A 14,671-nucleotide genomic window follows, 5' to 3' on the forward strand; every position below is an offset into this window, starting at 1 on the left:
GGTTCCATCCGCTCACCTCAGATCAAATTTAAATGTCGATAGGTCTGCCTCCTCGATCTCGTTCGGGCTCATCCGTCGCCACCGCCCTGTGACTCTGATAAAAGACTCCTCATCTCTTATCTCAATGATCTCAAGTATTTTGTATATCTGTTCTTCATCCTGGTTCTTATAGACGACATCACCCTTCTTAAGTCTCGAATAGTTCAACATTGGTCGAGTGAATGTTTCCGGTTTATATTCGTCAATCCAGTTAATCTTCATTTCTTCCTCCCCTCATGTCCTCCACCTCTACCGAATGCATTCCTTTCTTCTGCACTTGTGGGCACTCAACCTCATCGTTTCGCCAATCCTTATACCTCAGCGCCTCTTTCAAACCGTGAGAGAGCTTGTAATACTCCCGCCATAGGCAAAGAAAAAATTCTTCTCATAGCAGAGTGCGCCTCCACTAGGATCTGACTCAATAATACGTATCCCTTTCTTCTCAATTGTGTGCCTCATCCAATATTGGCTCAAGATCCTCCAGGCGGAAAGTCACCTCTACACCCCCTTCTCAAAGTAAGCCATTGCTAATGTCCAAGTAACTAGAGCAATTGATGAACCGACGAACATGATTAGGAGCAAAATTACGGAGTCATCACTTAAATCCGCATTCCCTATAGAGAAATAAAACACGACGGAAGCTACCATGAATGCGATTATCAGTACTTGAAACACTTCCACCTCTTCACGCCCCTCTCGCTCCACGTTTTCGTCTGCTGATCCGCCCTTGCCGAGCCAAGTCCATAACAAGTAGCGTCACCTCGTCTGGGTCTCTGTCCAGCGTCTTTGCAATATCGTGAAGGCTCTGTCCATCCCGCCACATCTCCACCACCTGTGGTACCTCCGCTTCGTCCCAAACAAAATCGAGGTCTTCCAACGCCACATACAACAATCTGCGCTCAAACGGTGTAGCAACAGGCATCTCTCTTCCAGTCATCTATCTATTTCCCTCCCCATAAACGATAGTCTGGTCCCTGTACGGGATAAATTCGACCATGTGACATCCCAAACAGCCTCGATGTTGCTCCTCCTCCAATCCGCTCTTCTAGGGTCTCTGAATCCTCGTTTGAGCTGTAGATAATCGGCAACTTGGATTTATATCGCTCATTGATGATTTGAAAATACATGCTTTGTTTTGATTCGGTCGGGTTGCTCTTACCGATGTCATCCCAGACTAAGACAGGAACCCTTGTCACCAGCCCTAGAATGCGATTCATCTCCACTCCCCCGTCACCGATCATCTTGGACTGCATCAACTCGTCCATGAATAACACGTCTGAGATGATCAACACTCGCCTCCCCTTTGCAATCAAGTCCTTCGCCATCGCCACTTGAAGATGCGTTTTCCCTAGCCCATAGTTGTTATGCTGTTTCTTCTTCTCTCTTCTCTCAGAAAGATTCTTGATAGATTTCATCCTCTGCTCACCGAACTTAGCAATAAAACCGATGCTTCGCCGATGCTCGTTCTTATCTTGTAATAGCTTAGGAAAGTCCCTCAAGTATTCCTGAGACGCATTGTACAGTGTTTTCTGCGCCCCGTTGCTCACTTTGTACTGATCAAACCAAGCCTCTTTGAATTCATCGGGAATCATCGCTGCATGAAGCCTCTGCTTGGCTTGCTCACGAATCGAACATTCACACTGCCCAAGGTACTTCCACCTATCATCTGGATCGAGAAGGTACCCCATCCCCTTACACGTTGGGCATTTAGTTCCCGAAGAGTCCGTCGAACTGGTCGTAGTATCCCTGTCCCGTTTCTTCTGCTTGAGCGCTTCGACCCTTGCCTGCAGTTGTTCCATCATCGGAGCTATGCTCTTCATCCCGTCTGCCTGCATGAGACCCTACCTCCTTCGCTTTCATGGCTCGAATGACCGTGTCACAGTAAGCAAACGACTTGATGCTATCTCGTTTATGCTTCGGCTTGTAGTGGTCAAAGGCATGGTCAATCCCTCGTCTAACCTCATCAAGCGTAAATTTATCGTCGATCAACTCTTGAATTAATTGCATATCTTTTGCACACAACAGTGTCCCTTTGTTCCGTCTCTGAATAAAGTAAGCTTCTATCTCTTGATTCATGATTGGCGTTGATGGAAGATCATTGTCCAACCAACGATCATCGTTTTGTTGTTTTGTTGGTTTGTTTTCTTTTCTTTTTTCTTCTCTTCCGTTAGTTTCTTTTAGGAGTGAGCCCTCACTGAGTCCTCCGTGAGTATTCAATGAGTGATTATCGTTGGATTCTTCAACCTCTATTTCTCCTCTCTCTTCTACCGGATTTTCAAGTGGATCTGCTTTACTAGGGGCAGGTAATTTTGATGCGGTTGAGCGATTTATTGTTTGATGCTTCGAGAAATTAGGTAATTGGATATAGGTCTGTCCATCCACCTTATATGAATGGATCATTCCTTTATCTTCAAGCTGTTTTAACCATTCACTGACTTGTACATGAGTGATGTGTGAGTCATACGGAAACAAAAGTGAGCTAATCAATGCAGGGTGTCCGCTCAGTCTTCCTTCATCGTCTGCATTGCTTATCAAGCCCATAAATGTCATCCTTGCCATCGGTTCGCACGTGCCTAACTTTTCATCCGTCCAATAGTTGGGGTCAATCATTCGTTTCCGAGCCATTTTCTTTCCCCTCCCCCTAGATGAGGGCGACCGTAGCCGCCCTTTGCTTACTTAAATCCGTGTCAGCTCCCGTGCGTACACAATTCCAATATTCGTACATCCATAGACCACTTCGTCATTCTGTCGACTCACCCAGCGCACCCCGCATTGCTCCTTGACACCCTCGACTACCAGCTTGTCCCCTCCCTTTAGATAATTCAGTCCTTCTCCCTCTCTATCGAACGTCCAGCGCACCTTATACTCATTTAATCCCATTGATCTACCCCCTCTAGTAGAAATAGCTCCTCCAGTGCCCACTCGCTTCCCCTCACAAGGCTTGTAATTGCCTCAGTTTCCCCTAGCGCACATGCCTGTTTAATTGCTATTAAGTCACTTTCTAGCATTTCGTAGTAGTAGAGCCTCCGTTCAGATAATGGCGTATCTTTTATAAGCTGATTCCCACCCCACTCCTGCATCTTCCTCCACCTCCTATAAGGACTCTTGTGCCGCTCGAACGGCTTGTCCAATCTTCATGCCTTTGTATAGAAGCCTATACTCCCCTTGGTAGTGGTTATAGACTTCCCATCTGTGTTTACCTTCACGGATCATCGTCCAGTGATCGAAGTGTCCATCCTCGCTGACAAGCTGAAAGTAGAACATCATCCCGTCGTAACGGCTGTGCGACTCATGGGTTCGAATCTCACTCATTGAGCCCCAACACCTCCGCTACCTCGTCCTCTTTCGGATCACTCACATCCAACACTTCAACTTCTTTCGCTTCGGCTTCATCTTCCTCAGATGGTGGTGCTATTAGCTCAAGTAGCTCCTCCTTGGTGTTGCTTTTGATATGCCCAATGAGCTCGTCCATTTCTGCTACAGTCGGCTCTCTGTCTCCAGGGTCTATGATCACATTGAGAAGCTGAACGATCTGTTCATCTGTGAGCCCCTTGTTTCGTCCGATTTGAAGGGCTTCTTTCTTCTTGAGAACGAGCGGATCTTGTTTCGACTGTTGTTGTGGTCTCTGCTGTTGATGCTGGTACTCTTGATGGTTGATCTCCTCGGCGGATACTTCACCGAATCCCACCAAGTCGAGAATGGCACGGTTTTTCGCCCTCGTAATTGCGTGCGCTCGGATGTTGTGGATGGTTTGCTGCTTCTTTACTGGTTTTCCTTGTCTGTCTACCTTTTCATCAAAGGAGCACGCCCCATCTGCCTCTTGATATGCCCCGGTTCCAAGATGGACGGCTCTTGCTTTTGCTAGCCAAGCGATGATCTTTCCATCTTCCTTCAAAGGCTCATCTTGGACAATTTCACACGATAGATTGAAGAAGCGTTGAACCTTGCGAACAAAGGATTTCTTGGGGTGACGTTTTTCTCCGATCTTTTGAAAGTCCTCATCCTGTCCTATCTTCTGTTTCAGCTCTTGATAAAGTCTGAACTGATTTACCGTCTCTTCAACTGATCCCGCTGGGGTAATCAGTCCAGCGGGTTGTTGCTGTTCAATGACTTGGACGCTATTCTCCTTGCTCATTTGACCTCGCCCCCAGCGGCTTTACAAAGTAGCTCGTCCAAACAGTCGTCACACACGTACAACTTTTCCCCGACTTGCGTGATGTGCTCTTCTTCCTCACAGTAGTAGCAACCGCTCATCAGAACATCCCTCCTGGATCTGTTTCGCTCTCTACAGACGGTTTTAACTCTCCCCAGCCCGATCTCCAGTCAACCATATACTTATAGTCGTCAATCCGTTTTACTTTCACGCTCCACATACCATAGCTGTAGGGATCATATCCCGTCTCGCAAACGATCTGAAAGACAAGCCTGTTGATCGATTCCTTGTCAACTATCCTCTCGTAACAGTTGACCCATACTGTATGTTCTAAATGTCCACCACTGTCGCTATAGCAAGTACACGTTAGTTGATCAGTAATTTCCATCTCCACACTCCTCAATCGCATGTTGTCCATGAACCCCACGTGACAATGTATTGATCCTCCTTCATTCTCTCTACTACCACGTTGAACATGTCGTATCCGTATGGGCTATATCGAACGGACTCAGCTACTTGAAAAGCAAATCTATCAATAGACTCTTTGTCCTCTTCAATTGGATCGCTAACCGTCACATGCGCCTCATGTTGCAGGTATCCTCCGATCGAAACATAGCGCTTATTGTGATGGGTGACTTCGAATGTGGCTGTTTTCAAGTGATCATCTCCCATTCTCAGTAGGCTGACGATACCCTCAATGACATCTCCGTCACTTATGACGGAAAAACATACAAAGAGAGTAATTGGAAAAGTTTAAAAAGGATGTTGTTCGAAAAGGCACTGATCCCCATCATTGTGGGTATATTGTGTATCATCATCACGTCAATAGTGAAAGATTGACTCAGCGGCGGTTGTCCATAAGACATTGGATCACAAGTGAAATCAAAACTGCTATTACAAAGTTGAGCGCAATCAAGGCTCCGTCAGTCATACACCCCATGAGTTAAGCCTCCTCTTGTCCTATCACTTGAAATATGATAGGATTCTGTTAGTTGAACTTTTGGAAGCTCAAGTTTCCGCTACCGCTCCAATCGGTGGCGGTTTTTCATTTGTTCCAGGCTCTTTTGGCGTAATTGATTCATCTGTTCGCTCCAACTGAGCTTGCGCCATTCCCCAACCTTGACGTTCATTTGATCACCTCCCTTTCTTTCTCGTTCTTTTTAATAAGCTGATGTGCACATGCTTCACTGCACAATAGAAACTCCCCATCGTACAGTTCAAAAAACTCCTCATCCACAGCTCTCATAGATATTCGAATCCACCAAGCGTTGCAATCTTTCTCCGTCTTCCCACAGATGTCACATTCGTAGTACGTTCCCATTGCCATGTGACCAGCTCCTTTATTGTGCTTTTTGCTGATTGAGCATCTTGTCCGCGACACGAATCGCATCATCCAAGCGATCAACTCTTGATAAGTACTCCGGCATGGTCAGCTTCTTGATGCTATGTTTGTATTTGTAGTTCTCAATCAACATGGTCAGGTTGGTACGATACGCTGTGTTAAACGCCTGCCTGAAATCATGCCACCCTTTCTGGAAGCCTAGTCCATTATCTGTCGAATACTTCCTCACCATGGCGTTTAAGCGTTGTTGCGGATCACCAATGGTATCGAGCTTGTCCAAGTTGTCGATACGATGATGCGCTGCCTCTGCTTTGTCCTCCAATCGTTTGATTCGCTTCTCGTTGTCGACGTTCTGTTGAGCGAGCATCAGAATCAATTCAGATTGGCTCGGTTGTTCCTTTTGATATTGTCCGGTTTTTCGGATGGTTGGGATAACTTCATGTGTAATCCACCGTTTGAATGTTTTCGCTTCGGGTTTGCGACTTCTCAGGATGAGTGTATATAGTCCTGGTTCATTGATAGCAGCTACTTCTTGCTTGCCTCCAAGGGTGTCCACTAATACCGACCCCCTTTCATCATCATCCAATCGATAAACGGCATCCCGATGATTGCTAATATCCAGCACCTCACATACATCCTTAGCGACAAACCAAGGTTCCCCGTTTTGGGTGAGCGTTCTCACATCTGAACCGTTGTAGTCGAACACTCGCTGAAGCTTGTCCATCTCCTCATCTCCCTCCTAGGCTCGTCCACTGTGCCGAGCCGAAGCTCGGTCATATCTGAAGGTCACAATCAATGGCGTTCACTTTGGATTAGGTTCATTTTTCTGTTCGTTTTGAACAATACTCCTATAGCAGGAAGACATTGCATTGTTCAAATTAAGAACAAATGGATTTTTCTTGGCATATTCTTCACGAAACCACTCTTCTTGCTCTTCATCACTCATCCATGAAAATATAGAATGTACTATGCAGCGAGTATTCCCAAATTTATATTCTTTAGGCTTTTTATAGTCTGAATTACTTTCCTTCATTTTGAATCCCACCTGCTTTGTAACCTCTATGGGATATCTTATGTGATGTGGACATAAGTACAGGCATTCAAATCCTCCTATTTTCATGCAATCGTATGATTCTTTTCGCATCTAGTCTCTTCAAAAAAATTTTCCCACCTAAAGCCTAAAGCATTTGCTACTTTTTTTGCTGAAGTAATACTGGGGTTCCTAATACCTTGCTCGTACTGACTGTAAGTTGATCTATGCACTCCAGCTTTATCTGCTATATCTTGTTGCGTATATCCCTGGCTCTTTCGAATATCTACTAGCCATTTCCGTTTCATTAACTCATCATGCCTCCCTGTATGTTTCTTTTCGCATCATTCATTAAATTCATTATATGATGCGAAAAGAAACAAGTCAACAACATTTTTGGTTCTATTCGAAACTTATTTTCCGTTAAAATCCAATCCTTTTCCCTTTACTTGATGCTATTAGCATCATATAATGATGATATGCCTATATAGACTTGGAAGGAATGAATTCAATTGAAACTTGGTGATCGGCTTAGAAAGTTACGCAGTAGACGAAAAATATCGCAACAGGAACTTTCTCACCGTTTAAATATAAATCGAGTCACATACAGCCAATATGAAACCAATCGCAGACATCCTGATTACGAGACTCTGCAAAAACTGAGTGAGTTTTTCTCAGTTTCTACAGATTATCTTCTGGGTCGCGAAGAACACCAACCCACTCTTTTGAGCATGGAAGAGTTTCTTGATCAAGATAACATCATGTGGGATGAGAACACTCCTGCACATCCTGAAGGAATCGAGTATTTTAAACAGCTTTTAAAGCTCGCTAAATTAGAAGCCCAAAAAAACACAAACGATAATGAATCGAAATAGGTGAGATTAATGAACAGACCAAAGAATCTCGATGTATTTATCTATCTCCGCAAATCACGAACAGATGAAGAAGAGGAGCGAAAAGCTATTGAGGAAGGTAATCATTTTGATACTTTAGATAGGCACCGCAAACAACTATTAGATCTTGCGCGTAAAGAGGGGCACTCAATCATTGAGATTTTTCAGGAAGTGGTATCCGGAGAATATATCATCGAGCGACCTGAAATTCAACGCATGCTTCGCCAAGTAGAGTCTGGAGCAGTCGAGGCAATCTTAATTGTGGACTTAGATCGTTTAGGGCGTGGTGATATGTTTGACATGGGCAGTATTTATCGTGCTGTTCAGCATAGTGATACTTTAATAGTTACTCCTAATGAGATTATAGACCCAAACGATGAAGGCGCAGAGCTTCTTTTTGGAGTTAAATCACTTATTTCTCGTGAAGAATTAAAATCCATCACAAAACGAATGCAAAGAGGCAGGATTGCTTCAGTCAACGAGGGGAAATCCATCTCAAAGAAACCCCCATATGGCTACCTACGGGACAACAATCATAAATTATACCCTGATCCAGATACAGCCTGGGTCGTCAAAAAAATATTCGAGTTGTGCGCTACAGGCTTCGGCAGATTAAGTATCCTCAATGAATTGCAAAACTTAGGCATCCCTAGCCCTGGTAACGCTCCCTATTGGAATGTAGTTACTATAAAAAACATACTGATGAACGAAGCCTACCTTGGACACATTGTATGGGGGAAGACTAAGTTTAAGAAAATAAATGGAAAAACAACCTCAAAAAAATTACCAAAAGAAAAGTGGAATATAAAAGAAAACGCTCATGAGCCCCTAATCGACCAAGAGTTATGGGACAAAGCTCATGCCTCGTATGGTCTGGATAGCCCACGAACTAAACCAGGCAAGACCTTGAAAAACCCATTAGCTGGAGTTCTCTACTGTCGTATTTGCGGATACTCAATGCATAGAAAATCAGATAAAAACAACTGCGCCATGGTTAGGTGCTTGAGCCCTGGCTGTATAGGTATACAGAAGTCAGCCTTACTAAGGCTAGTGGAAACTAGGATCTTAGAATCTGTAGAACAGACAATAACGAGTTACAAATTGGGTGCAGTAGAAACTCAAGAAGATGATTCTTCACTTTCCATGAAAAAAGCCGTGATTATCAAGAAAGAAGGAGAGATTAAAAAACTCCAGAACCAAAAAGAGAAATTGCATGACCTTCTCGAACAAGGAATATATGACGTTAGTACATTTTTGGAGAGACAATCTAAGCTTACCGAAAAAATAAAGGCAAACTCTGACCATATAAAAAACCTCAAAGATGAGGTTGATCTGAAGACAGAGAGTCAAAAAAAACAAAAAGAATTAATACCTAAATTACAAAATATAACTGATAGATACGAAGATACAACTGATGTGGAAGAAAAAAACAAGCTACTAAAGTCGGTGATTAAAAAGGTTTTGTTTAGTCGAACAAAGCGAACAAAGAAGGATGACTTTGAGTTAGAAATATTCTTCCACATATAAACCCTCACAGAGCCTCCATACTTTTCTTCAGAACTCCCCTAAATCAAACGGGTATCATCTAAATCTAAATACTGTCTCGTTCCTTCCTCGATATCTAACTATGCTTAACAAATCCCATCGTGTCCTCCTGTTGGAAATGGGGATGAAGTCCCTTGGCAACATTGCTCGTCAATGTGCTGTTGTACGCCCCCAACTCGGGGCGATTACGAATGTAGGCGAAGCTCACGTAGGAAGCCTTGGTGGGATGGATACTGTCGTCAAAGCTAAGCAGGAACTGATCAACGGTATGCGTAAAAACTCCACGATCTTTCTCAATGCAGATGACAAACGTTCCACTAAATTACAAACAAATCGCTATCCTGGGACTGTAAAAACATTTTCTATTCATAATAAAGCGCATCTGCGGGCTAGTAACATCCGTTATACAACCAAGGGAATGTCCTTTCATCTCACCATGAATGGAGTCAAGTGCGGGGAAATGACTGTCCCCATGATCGGGGTTCACAACGTATACAATTGTTTACCGGCCATTGGTATCGCAACAGAGATGGGGTTGTCGTTAGCGGAAATTCGTAGTGGTCTGCTACGAATGAGTGCTCCCAAAATGAGAATGCAACCAATTTCCGCAGGTAGAGGTAGACTGTTAATTAACGATGCATGGAATGCTAGTCCCTCTTCCATGAAAGCAGGAATGGAAGTATTTGCGCAAATTGCTCCTCATCGACCCGCCATCGCTGTTTTAGGCGATATGCTCGAGCTAGGTGCTCATTCTTCCTATTGGCATAAGCATATAGGTAAAATGGTCGCCACCATGCCTCTCTATCGGCTAGTTACCGTCGGCACCCATGCCAAAAAAATTAGTGATACAGCCATTCAAAACGGATTTGCTCGCAATCGCGTGATTCACTTTCAAAGTTCCAATCAAGTTGCCTCCTACTTGGCCCGCGTCGCACCTGAAAAAGCCGCAATATACTTTAAAGCCTCGCGCAAATTTCGTTTCGAAAATATCATTCGATCACTTCTGCAACGGCATAACTAAACCCCTGCATCTATATAGCAGGGGTTTTTCTTTGTACTTTTTACTATTGGTTAGTTGCTTTCTTCAATTGATCATCACAACTGATCAATGACCGCGTCAACTGTATCTCCTTTTTTGCTACCTCTTCCCAAGAAAACTTTTCTTGCACTCGTTGACGGGCCGCTTTCCCTAGCTGCTCTGCCTTTACAGGGTCATACAACAATTCGATACATGCTTCTGCTAGGCGCGTCTGTAGCTCTTTTGGTTCAATGAGGATCCCGTTCTTCCCATGCTGAATCACCTCTGGAATCCCACCATTTGTCGTTGAAACCACAGGCAAACCCGTCGCCATACCTTCTAAATTTACAAGACCGTACGCTTCACTCCCACGTGAAGGGGTAACAAGCAGATCCGCAATTTGATAATAGGTGACTAATTTCTCATGAGCAGTCGCAGTAATCCATGTCACATCACCTTTTACACGCTCCATTCTTTTCCTTACCAGCTGGAGATAGCGCGTTTCTTTATCCCCACTATAGTGTGTACTACCCACCACGAGCAGGTGGGCATCAGGATGAGCTTTTTTAATCTGCGGAAATACATCAAGCAGTACGTGCACACTTTTTTGTGCGATAATTCTGCCCACATATAAAATCACTTTTTTGTTGGCGATCCTCAGTCTCTCCCGTACCGCTATCCTTTTCTCATCCTCCTTATCTATCGGATGAAATTGATCTACATCTACCCCGAGTGGCAACACATCGATCTTAGGAAGGCACATTGGAAAACGCTCCGCTATTCTCCTCTTCATAAACTCACTGTTTGTCAAAATCAGATCACATTGCGCCAACTCTGCTCCAATCGTCTTCGGCTTCCCATTGGGAGGACGAATAAACGTTTCTGAGTGTAGATATAATACGATCTTCGCCGACGGACACGCTCTCCGAATAGCAGAAATAAACAAAGGGCGATTTTCGATTTGAATTACTTCCGGCTGTAAACGCACTAATTCTGCTGTCACCTGCTTGAGATAGAGGGAGGTGGGGCTGATGCCAGTCTGAAACGCAATTGCTTTTCCTAAAGGCGGAACATTTTTTCCGAAAACCGTAACCGGATATTCCCCCGCTTCACGGGAGACCCGTTCACGTACAGAAATCTCGACCGATCCTGCCCCAAGTCCTTGCATTGGTAAATTACCAGGTGTTACGACGGCTTTTCCTCGTCTTTTCTCCTCTGTACACTCATACTCTTCTTTTTGTTCCGCTAGGTAGGCCGCATAAGCCATCGGATACTCAAAAGTACGATTCCATAACTGAAACTCACGCGCTTGCCGGAACGTAATACGTAAATCCCGCCCATTCACTTCGATGATCCATACATTGCCACTGTGATCAATCCCCACATCAAAGCCCAGATCTGCTAAGCCCGCATCCATTTCACCCAGTTGATCGGCAGCTCGAAGTACGACTTCATCAATTTTAGCCGAAATCTCCTCAAAGGAATAAGCACTTAAGTGATAAACGGATGAGAAAGGTAGCGCCCTTCCCCCAACTGATACATTGGTTGCAATCCCACTGCTCGGTCCTACTTTAGCTACTTGCCCTGCCACTTGCCACTTCCCTTCTCGACCACGCAAAGCTGATACACGCAGATCATACGGACATCCTTCTAGGCTGGCGAGAGGAATGGCTTGTTGCACAAGATATTTCCCTTGCTTCATCAATTTATGTTGAAGTTTTCTCCAATCTGATGATGCCAATATACGTGTTGGCGTTTTCCGGGGGTACGAAACACGTACTTTATCCCCGCCTACTCTTTCTACTTTCACCAGACCGATCGCCAAACTTTTATTCGTTGGTTTCAAATAGACACAAGAGTAGGTATCCAATAACCGCTCCGACTCTTCCAAAGTAAGGAGTGACGTCTCTGGCAAGTGCGGCTTTATCTCAGGGTTTTGTACTAATTTAGAATATACATCCCACTTATCAAGGCGATTATTAGCATTGTACAACGTAAGTCCATGAAGCGACTTCAACTGAATCAACTTTTTGACAGATTTACCGAAAGGTCGCGTGCGATGGTGTATCCAACGTGGTAGTGGAAACATACGAGATTCGTAATGTCCCGCCCCTGTTCGTATATAAGCACGCACTTCTCTGCGAGAAAACCTAATATCATCAAGTGAGAAAAAGATTGGCTTGACACCGTGCTTAGATCCATATAGATCATAGAGGGCAAAGGATTCATATGGGGAACACCCTTTTAGCCCGTTTTTCAAGGTGCCCTTGCTGACCAATACACCTACAATCTGTGCCACGTGATCCCCTCCTTCTTCCCTATATCCATATGCCATACAGGACAAAAGGAACGGGCGCTCCCCGAAAAAACAATAAAAATAGACAGGCGCATAATAACGCTGTCTATTTTTCACTTAACCCATTTATAAAAAGAAAAATTGCCGGATTCATAGTTGGCAGCTGGTTGTGCAGAGGTTTGATATAACATACCTTGCTGACGAAATTGCTTAGTATGTTCAATCGCAGCTTCTGCTGAATTAATCCCTTTTTTCTGCCATTCTAACAAGATACGGTCGATATAACGAAATGATATTTTCCCACAAAATACTGCCTCTCTCAAAGCAACCCGAATTACATCCTCACGGTACCCATCTTCATCGATCCACTGAGCCAACGTCTCACATTCCATCGGTGATAAAGGACGCCCAAATTCGTGCTCAAATAACTGAAATACGCTTTGATAGTCAGCTTTTTCCTCAGATACCCCTACTTTTTCTTCGCGCTCCAGAATAAATTCCGCCAATCGTTGGTAAAGGGGTAGCAGATGATACTGTTCACTATGAAGCCCTTGCTCATCTACGCTCTTTTCGATTGTAAGAAACCCTTCACCAATTAAGGTGTGTAACCAACCTACAATCTGATCTGCTGCTACACTCATCCGGCCCTCCAGTTCTGCTACTGTCGGGAAAGAATTACCTTCTTTTTCTTTGAAGTGGATGAGTTGTATCAGCAACATCACTTGACCTTCTGAAAGCCCCAATTGAGCGTACTCAGATATAAGCAATGCGGGTACGGATACATTCCCCTGTTCCAAGATCTGTACTACCGTAACCACAGCGCTATTTACATCTTTCATCGTTCCCACCTCTTACTCTTACTATAGCAACCACAAAAAGAAAAAAACAGGCTTGAAAAAATAAGACGCATCGGGTTCCCCGATGCGTCAAGCCATAACACCCACAATCTGATTTTCTACTCTCAGATTATAAGAAATGGTTCAAAATCCCTACCCTATGGATACATCCGATTGAGCATACGTGGGAACGGAATCGCTTCACGTACATGTTCCAAACCGCATATCCAGGCGACTGTGCGCTCCAAGCCAATCCCAAATCCCGAATGGGGGACAGAGCCGTATTTACGTAAGTCAAGGTACCACTGATAAACATCTGTTGATAGTTTGTGCTCAGCAAACCGCTGTTCTAATAAGGCAGGATCGTCAATACGTTGACTACCTCCGATAATTTCCCCGTACCCTTCAGGCGCAATCAAATCCGCACAGAGAACCACCTCAGGTCTTTGTGGATCGGGCTTCATATAAAACGATTTTAACTCTGTCGGGTAGTGCGTAATAAAAACAGGTCGATCATAGCTTTCTGCAATCTTCGTCTCATGCGGGGAACCAAAATCATCCCCCCACGTAAATTCGAACCCTTCCTTATTAAGGAATTCCACTGCTTCATCATATGTAATACGAGCAAAGGGGGCTTTTATCTGCTCCAGCTTAGAGACGTCACGCTCCAATGTATTTAACTCCGATCGACATGTTTTTAACACATGATCTACGATATGACTGAGGAATTCTTCTTGCATCACTAAGCTCTCTTCATGTTCCACGAAAGCCATCTCCGGTTCAATCATCCAAAACTCAATCAGATGACGACGCGTTTTTGATTTTTCCGCACGAAAAGTTGGACCAAAGGAATAGACACGACCCATCGCCATCGCAGCGGCTTCCATATATAATTGTCCGCTTTGCGATAGATACGCATCTTCATCAAAATATTTTGTATGAAAGAGCTCTGTCGTCCCTTCGCATGAAGACGGGGTAAGTACAGGTGGATCCACCAGCGTAAAGCTTTGCTGACTCAACCAATCCTGCATCGCATGGATAATTTCACCACGAATACGCAAAATCGCTTGTTGCCGTGGAGAGCGAAGCCATAAATGGCGATGATCCATTAAAAACTCAATACCATGCTCTTTAAGCGAGATCGGATACTCTTCCGCCGCTTGAATCACTTCTACTTGTGTTACATCCAATTCATACCCACTTGGGGCGCGTTCATCAGCCCGTATCGTTCCCCAAACATACAAAGAACTTTCTTGCGGTAAATTTTTAACTGCTTCCCATATTTCAGCCGGTACTTGCTTTTTCAATAGCACACCCTGAATAAATCCCGTTCCATCTCGTAATTGTAAAAATTGTATTTTTCCACTTGATCGCTTGTTATAGAGCCATGCACCAATTCTTACTTCTTCCCCTACATGACTAGACACATCTTTAATCAACGTTGGCATAACTCGCCTTCCTCCTATAGCCATATAAACTTTAAGCCATTATACCGCTGGGTTGTCCAGTCGTCAACGAA

General features: G+C 44.2%; 22 protein-coding genes and 1 pseudogene. 4 read left to right on the forward strand and 19 right to left on the reverse strand.

Going from position 1 to position 14,671, the window contains the following annotated elements:
- Nucleotides 1–12 precede the first annotated feature (12 nt).
- The 16 genes from NXZ84_RS06245 to NXZ84_RS06320 form a co-directional block, all read right to left on the reverse strand.
- A complete protein-coding gene (locus NXZ84_RS06245; protein WP_258839410.1) occupies nucleotides 13–261 on the reverse strand; it encodes a hypothetical protein in 249 nt (82 codons plus the stop codon).
- 276 nt (nucleotides 262–537) lie between these two features.
- A complete protein-coding gene (locus NXZ84_RS06250) occupies nucleotides 538–744 on the reverse strand; it encodes a hypothetical protein (RefSeq protein ID WP_258839411.1) in 207 nt (68 codons plus the stop codon).
- Nucleotides 725–976, reverse strand: a complete 252-nt coding sequence (locus NXZ84_RS06255) for a helix-turn-helix domain-containing protein (RefSeq protein ID WP_258839412.1) — start codon at nucleotides 974–976, stop codon at nucleotides 725–727. Before NXZ84_RS06255 ends, NXZ84_RS06250 begins: the two co-directional genes overlap by 20 nt.
- Nucleotides 977–980: 4 nt before the next feature.
- Nucleotides 981–1,859, reverse strand: a complete 879-nt coding sequence (locus tag NXZ84_RS06260; protein ID WP_258839413.1) for an ATP-binding protein — start codon at nucleotides 1,857–1,859, stop codon at nucleotides 981–983.
- Nucleotides 1,747–2,664, reverse strand: coding sequence for a hypothetical protein (locus tag NXZ84_RS06265; protein ID WP_258839414.1), 918 nt, complete (start codon nucleotides 2,662–2,664; stop codon nucleotides 1,747–1,749). Before NXZ84_RS06265 ends, NXZ84_RS06260 begins: the two co-directional genes overlap by 113 nt.
- Before the next feature lie 51 nt (nucleotides 2,665–2,715).
- Entirely contained in the window at nucleotides 2,716–2,919 is a 204-nt protein-coding gene (locus NXZ84_RS06270; protein WP_258839415.1) for a hypothetical protein, read from the reverse strand.
- The gene (locus NXZ84_RS06275) at nucleotides 2,910–3,119 is read right to left on the reverse strand and encodes a hypothetical protein (protein ID WP_258839416.1); all 210 of its coding nucleotides are present in this window, start codon (nucleotides 3,117–3,119) and stop codon (nucleotides 2,910–2,912) included. The genes NXZ84_RS06270 and NXZ84_RS06275 overlap by 10 nt, the downstream gene beginning before the upstream one ends.
- A gap of 13 nt (nucleotides 3,120–3,132) precedes the next feature.
- Entirely contained in the window at nucleotides 3,133–3,351 is a 219-nt protein-coding gene (locus NXZ84_RS06280) for a hypothetical protein (protein WP_258839417.1), read from the reverse strand.
- The gene (locus NXZ84_RS06285; protein WP_258839418.1) at nucleotides 3,344–4,174 is read right to left on the reverse strand and encodes a hypothetical protein; all 831 of its coding nucleotides are present in this window, start codon (nucleotides 4,172–4,174) and stop codon (nucleotides 3,344–3,346) included. The genes NXZ84_RS06280 and NXZ84_RS06285 overlap by 8 nt, the downstream gene beginning before the upstream one ends.
- The gene (locus NXZ84_RS06290) at nucleotides 4,171–4,293 is read right to left on the reverse strand and encodes a hypothetical protein (protein ID WP_258839419.1); all 123 of its coding nucleotides are present in this window, start codon (nucleotides 4,291–4,293) and stop codon (nucleotides 4,171–4,173) included. Before NXZ84_RS06290 ends, NXZ84_RS06285 begins: the two co-directional genes overlap by 4 nt.
- Nucleotides 4,293–4,580, reverse strand: coding sequence for a hypothetical protein (locus NXZ84_RS06295; protein ID WP_258839420.1), 288 nt, complete (start codon nucleotides 4,578–4,580; stop codon nucleotides 4,293–4,295). The genes NXZ84_RS06290 and NXZ84_RS06295 overlap by 1 nt, the downstream gene beginning before the upstream one ends.
- An 11-nt stretch (nucleotides 4,581–4,591) precedes the next feature.
- A complete protein-coding gene (locus NXZ84_RS06300) occupies nucleotides 4,592–4,849 on the reverse strand; it encodes a hypothetical protein (protein ID WP_258839421.1) in 258 nt (85 codons plus the stop codon).
- A gap of 469 nt (nucleotides 4,850–5,318) precedes the next feature.
- Nucleotides 5,319–5,519, reverse strand: coding sequence for a hypothetical protein (locus NXZ84_RS06305; RefSeq protein WP_258839422.1), 201 nt, complete (start codon nucleotides 5,517–5,519; stop codon nucleotides 5,319–5,321).
- A 13-nt stretch (nucleotides 5,520–5,532) separates the two neighbouring features.
- Nucleotides 5,533–6,258 (reverse strand): BRO-N domain-containing protein, encoded by a 726-nt coding sequence (locus NXZ84_RS06310; RefSeq protein ID WP_258839423.1) that lies wholly within the window; start codon nucleotides 6,256–6,258, stop codon nucleotides 5,533–5,535.
- A 78-nt stretch (nucleotides 6,259–6,336) separates the two neighbouring features.
- Nucleotides 6,337–6,567 (reverse strand): hypothetical protein, encoded by a 231-nt coding sequence (locus tag NXZ84_RS06315; protein WP_258839424.1) that lies wholly within the window; start codon nucleotides 6,565–6,567, stop codon nucleotides 6,337–6,339.
- A gap of 83 nt (nucleotides 6,568–6,650) precedes the next feature.
- Nucleotides 6,651–6,872, reverse strand: coding sequence for a helix-turn-helix transcriptional regulator (locus NXZ84_RS06320; protein WP_258839425.1), 222 nt, complete (start codon nucleotides 6,870–6,872; stop codon nucleotides 6,651–6,653).
- A gap of 204 nt (nucleotides 6,873–7,076) precedes the next feature.
- Between NXZ84_RS06320 and NXZ84_RS06325 the strand changes: the two genes are divergently transcribed.
- The 4 genes and pseudogenes from NXZ84_RS06325 (at nucleotide 7,077) to NXZ84_RS06340 (ending at nucleotide 10,023) form a co-directional block, all read left to right on the forward strand.
- Nucleotides 7,077–7,439, forward strand: a complete 363-nt coding sequence (locus NXZ84_RS06325) for a helix-turn-helix domain-containing protein (protein WP_258839426.1) — start codon at nucleotides 7,077–7,079, stop codon at nucleotides 7,437–7,439.
- Between the two features lie 9 nt (nucleotides 7,440–7,448).
- A complete protein-coding gene (locus NXZ84_RS06330) occupies nucleotides 7,449–8,984 on the forward strand; it encodes a recombinase family protein (protein ID WP_258839427.1) in 1,536 nt (511 codons plus the stop codon).
- Nucleotides 8,985–9,048: 64 nt separating this feature from the next.
- Nucleotides 9,049–9,513, forward strand: a pseudogene (locus NXZ84_RS06335) (Mur ligase family protein); the annotation flags it as partial.
- A gap of 81 nt (nucleotides 9,514–9,594) precedes the next feature.
- On the forward strand, nucleotides 9,595–10,023 hold the full coding sequence (locus tag NXZ84_RS06340; protein ID WP_258840351.1) for a glutamate ligase domain-containing protein: 429 nt from the start codon (nucleotides 9,595–9,597) through the stop codon (nucleotides 10,021–10,023).
- Between the two features lie 43 nt (nucleotides 10,024–10,066).
- On the opposite strand, the gene NXZ84_RS06345 is transcribed toward NXZ84_RS06340, so the two are convergent.
- The 3 genes from NXZ84_RS06345 to asnS form a co-directional block, all read right to left on the reverse strand.
- Entirely contained in the window at nucleotides 10,067–12,319 is a 2,253-nt protein-coding gene (locus tag NXZ84_RS06345; RefSeq protein ID WP_258839428.1) for a YheC/YheD family protein, read from the reverse strand.
- A gap of 110 nt (nucleotides 12,320–12,429) precedes the next feature.
- On the reverse strand, nucleotides 12,430–13,155 hold the full coding sequence (locus NXZ84_RS06350; protein ID WP_258839429.1) for a DnaD domain-containing protein: 726 nt from the start codon (nucleotides 13,153–13,155) through the stop codon (nucleotides 12,430–12,432).
- A gap of 155 nt (nucleotides 13,156–13,310) precedes the next feature.
- Nucleotides 13,311–14,600, reverse strand: coding sequence for an asparagine--tRNA ligase (gene asnS, locus NXZ84_RS06355; protein ID WP_258839430.1), 1,290 nt, complete (start codon nucleotides 14,598–14,600; stop codon nucleotides 13,311–13,313).
- Between the last annotated feature and the right edge of the window lie 71 nt (nucleotides 14,601–14,671).

Origin of the sequence: Mechercharimyces sp. CAU 1602 (assembly GCF_024753565.1) — a bacterium.
Lineage (GTDB): Bacteria > Bacillota > Bacilli > Thermoactinomycetales > JANTPT01 > Mechercharimyces.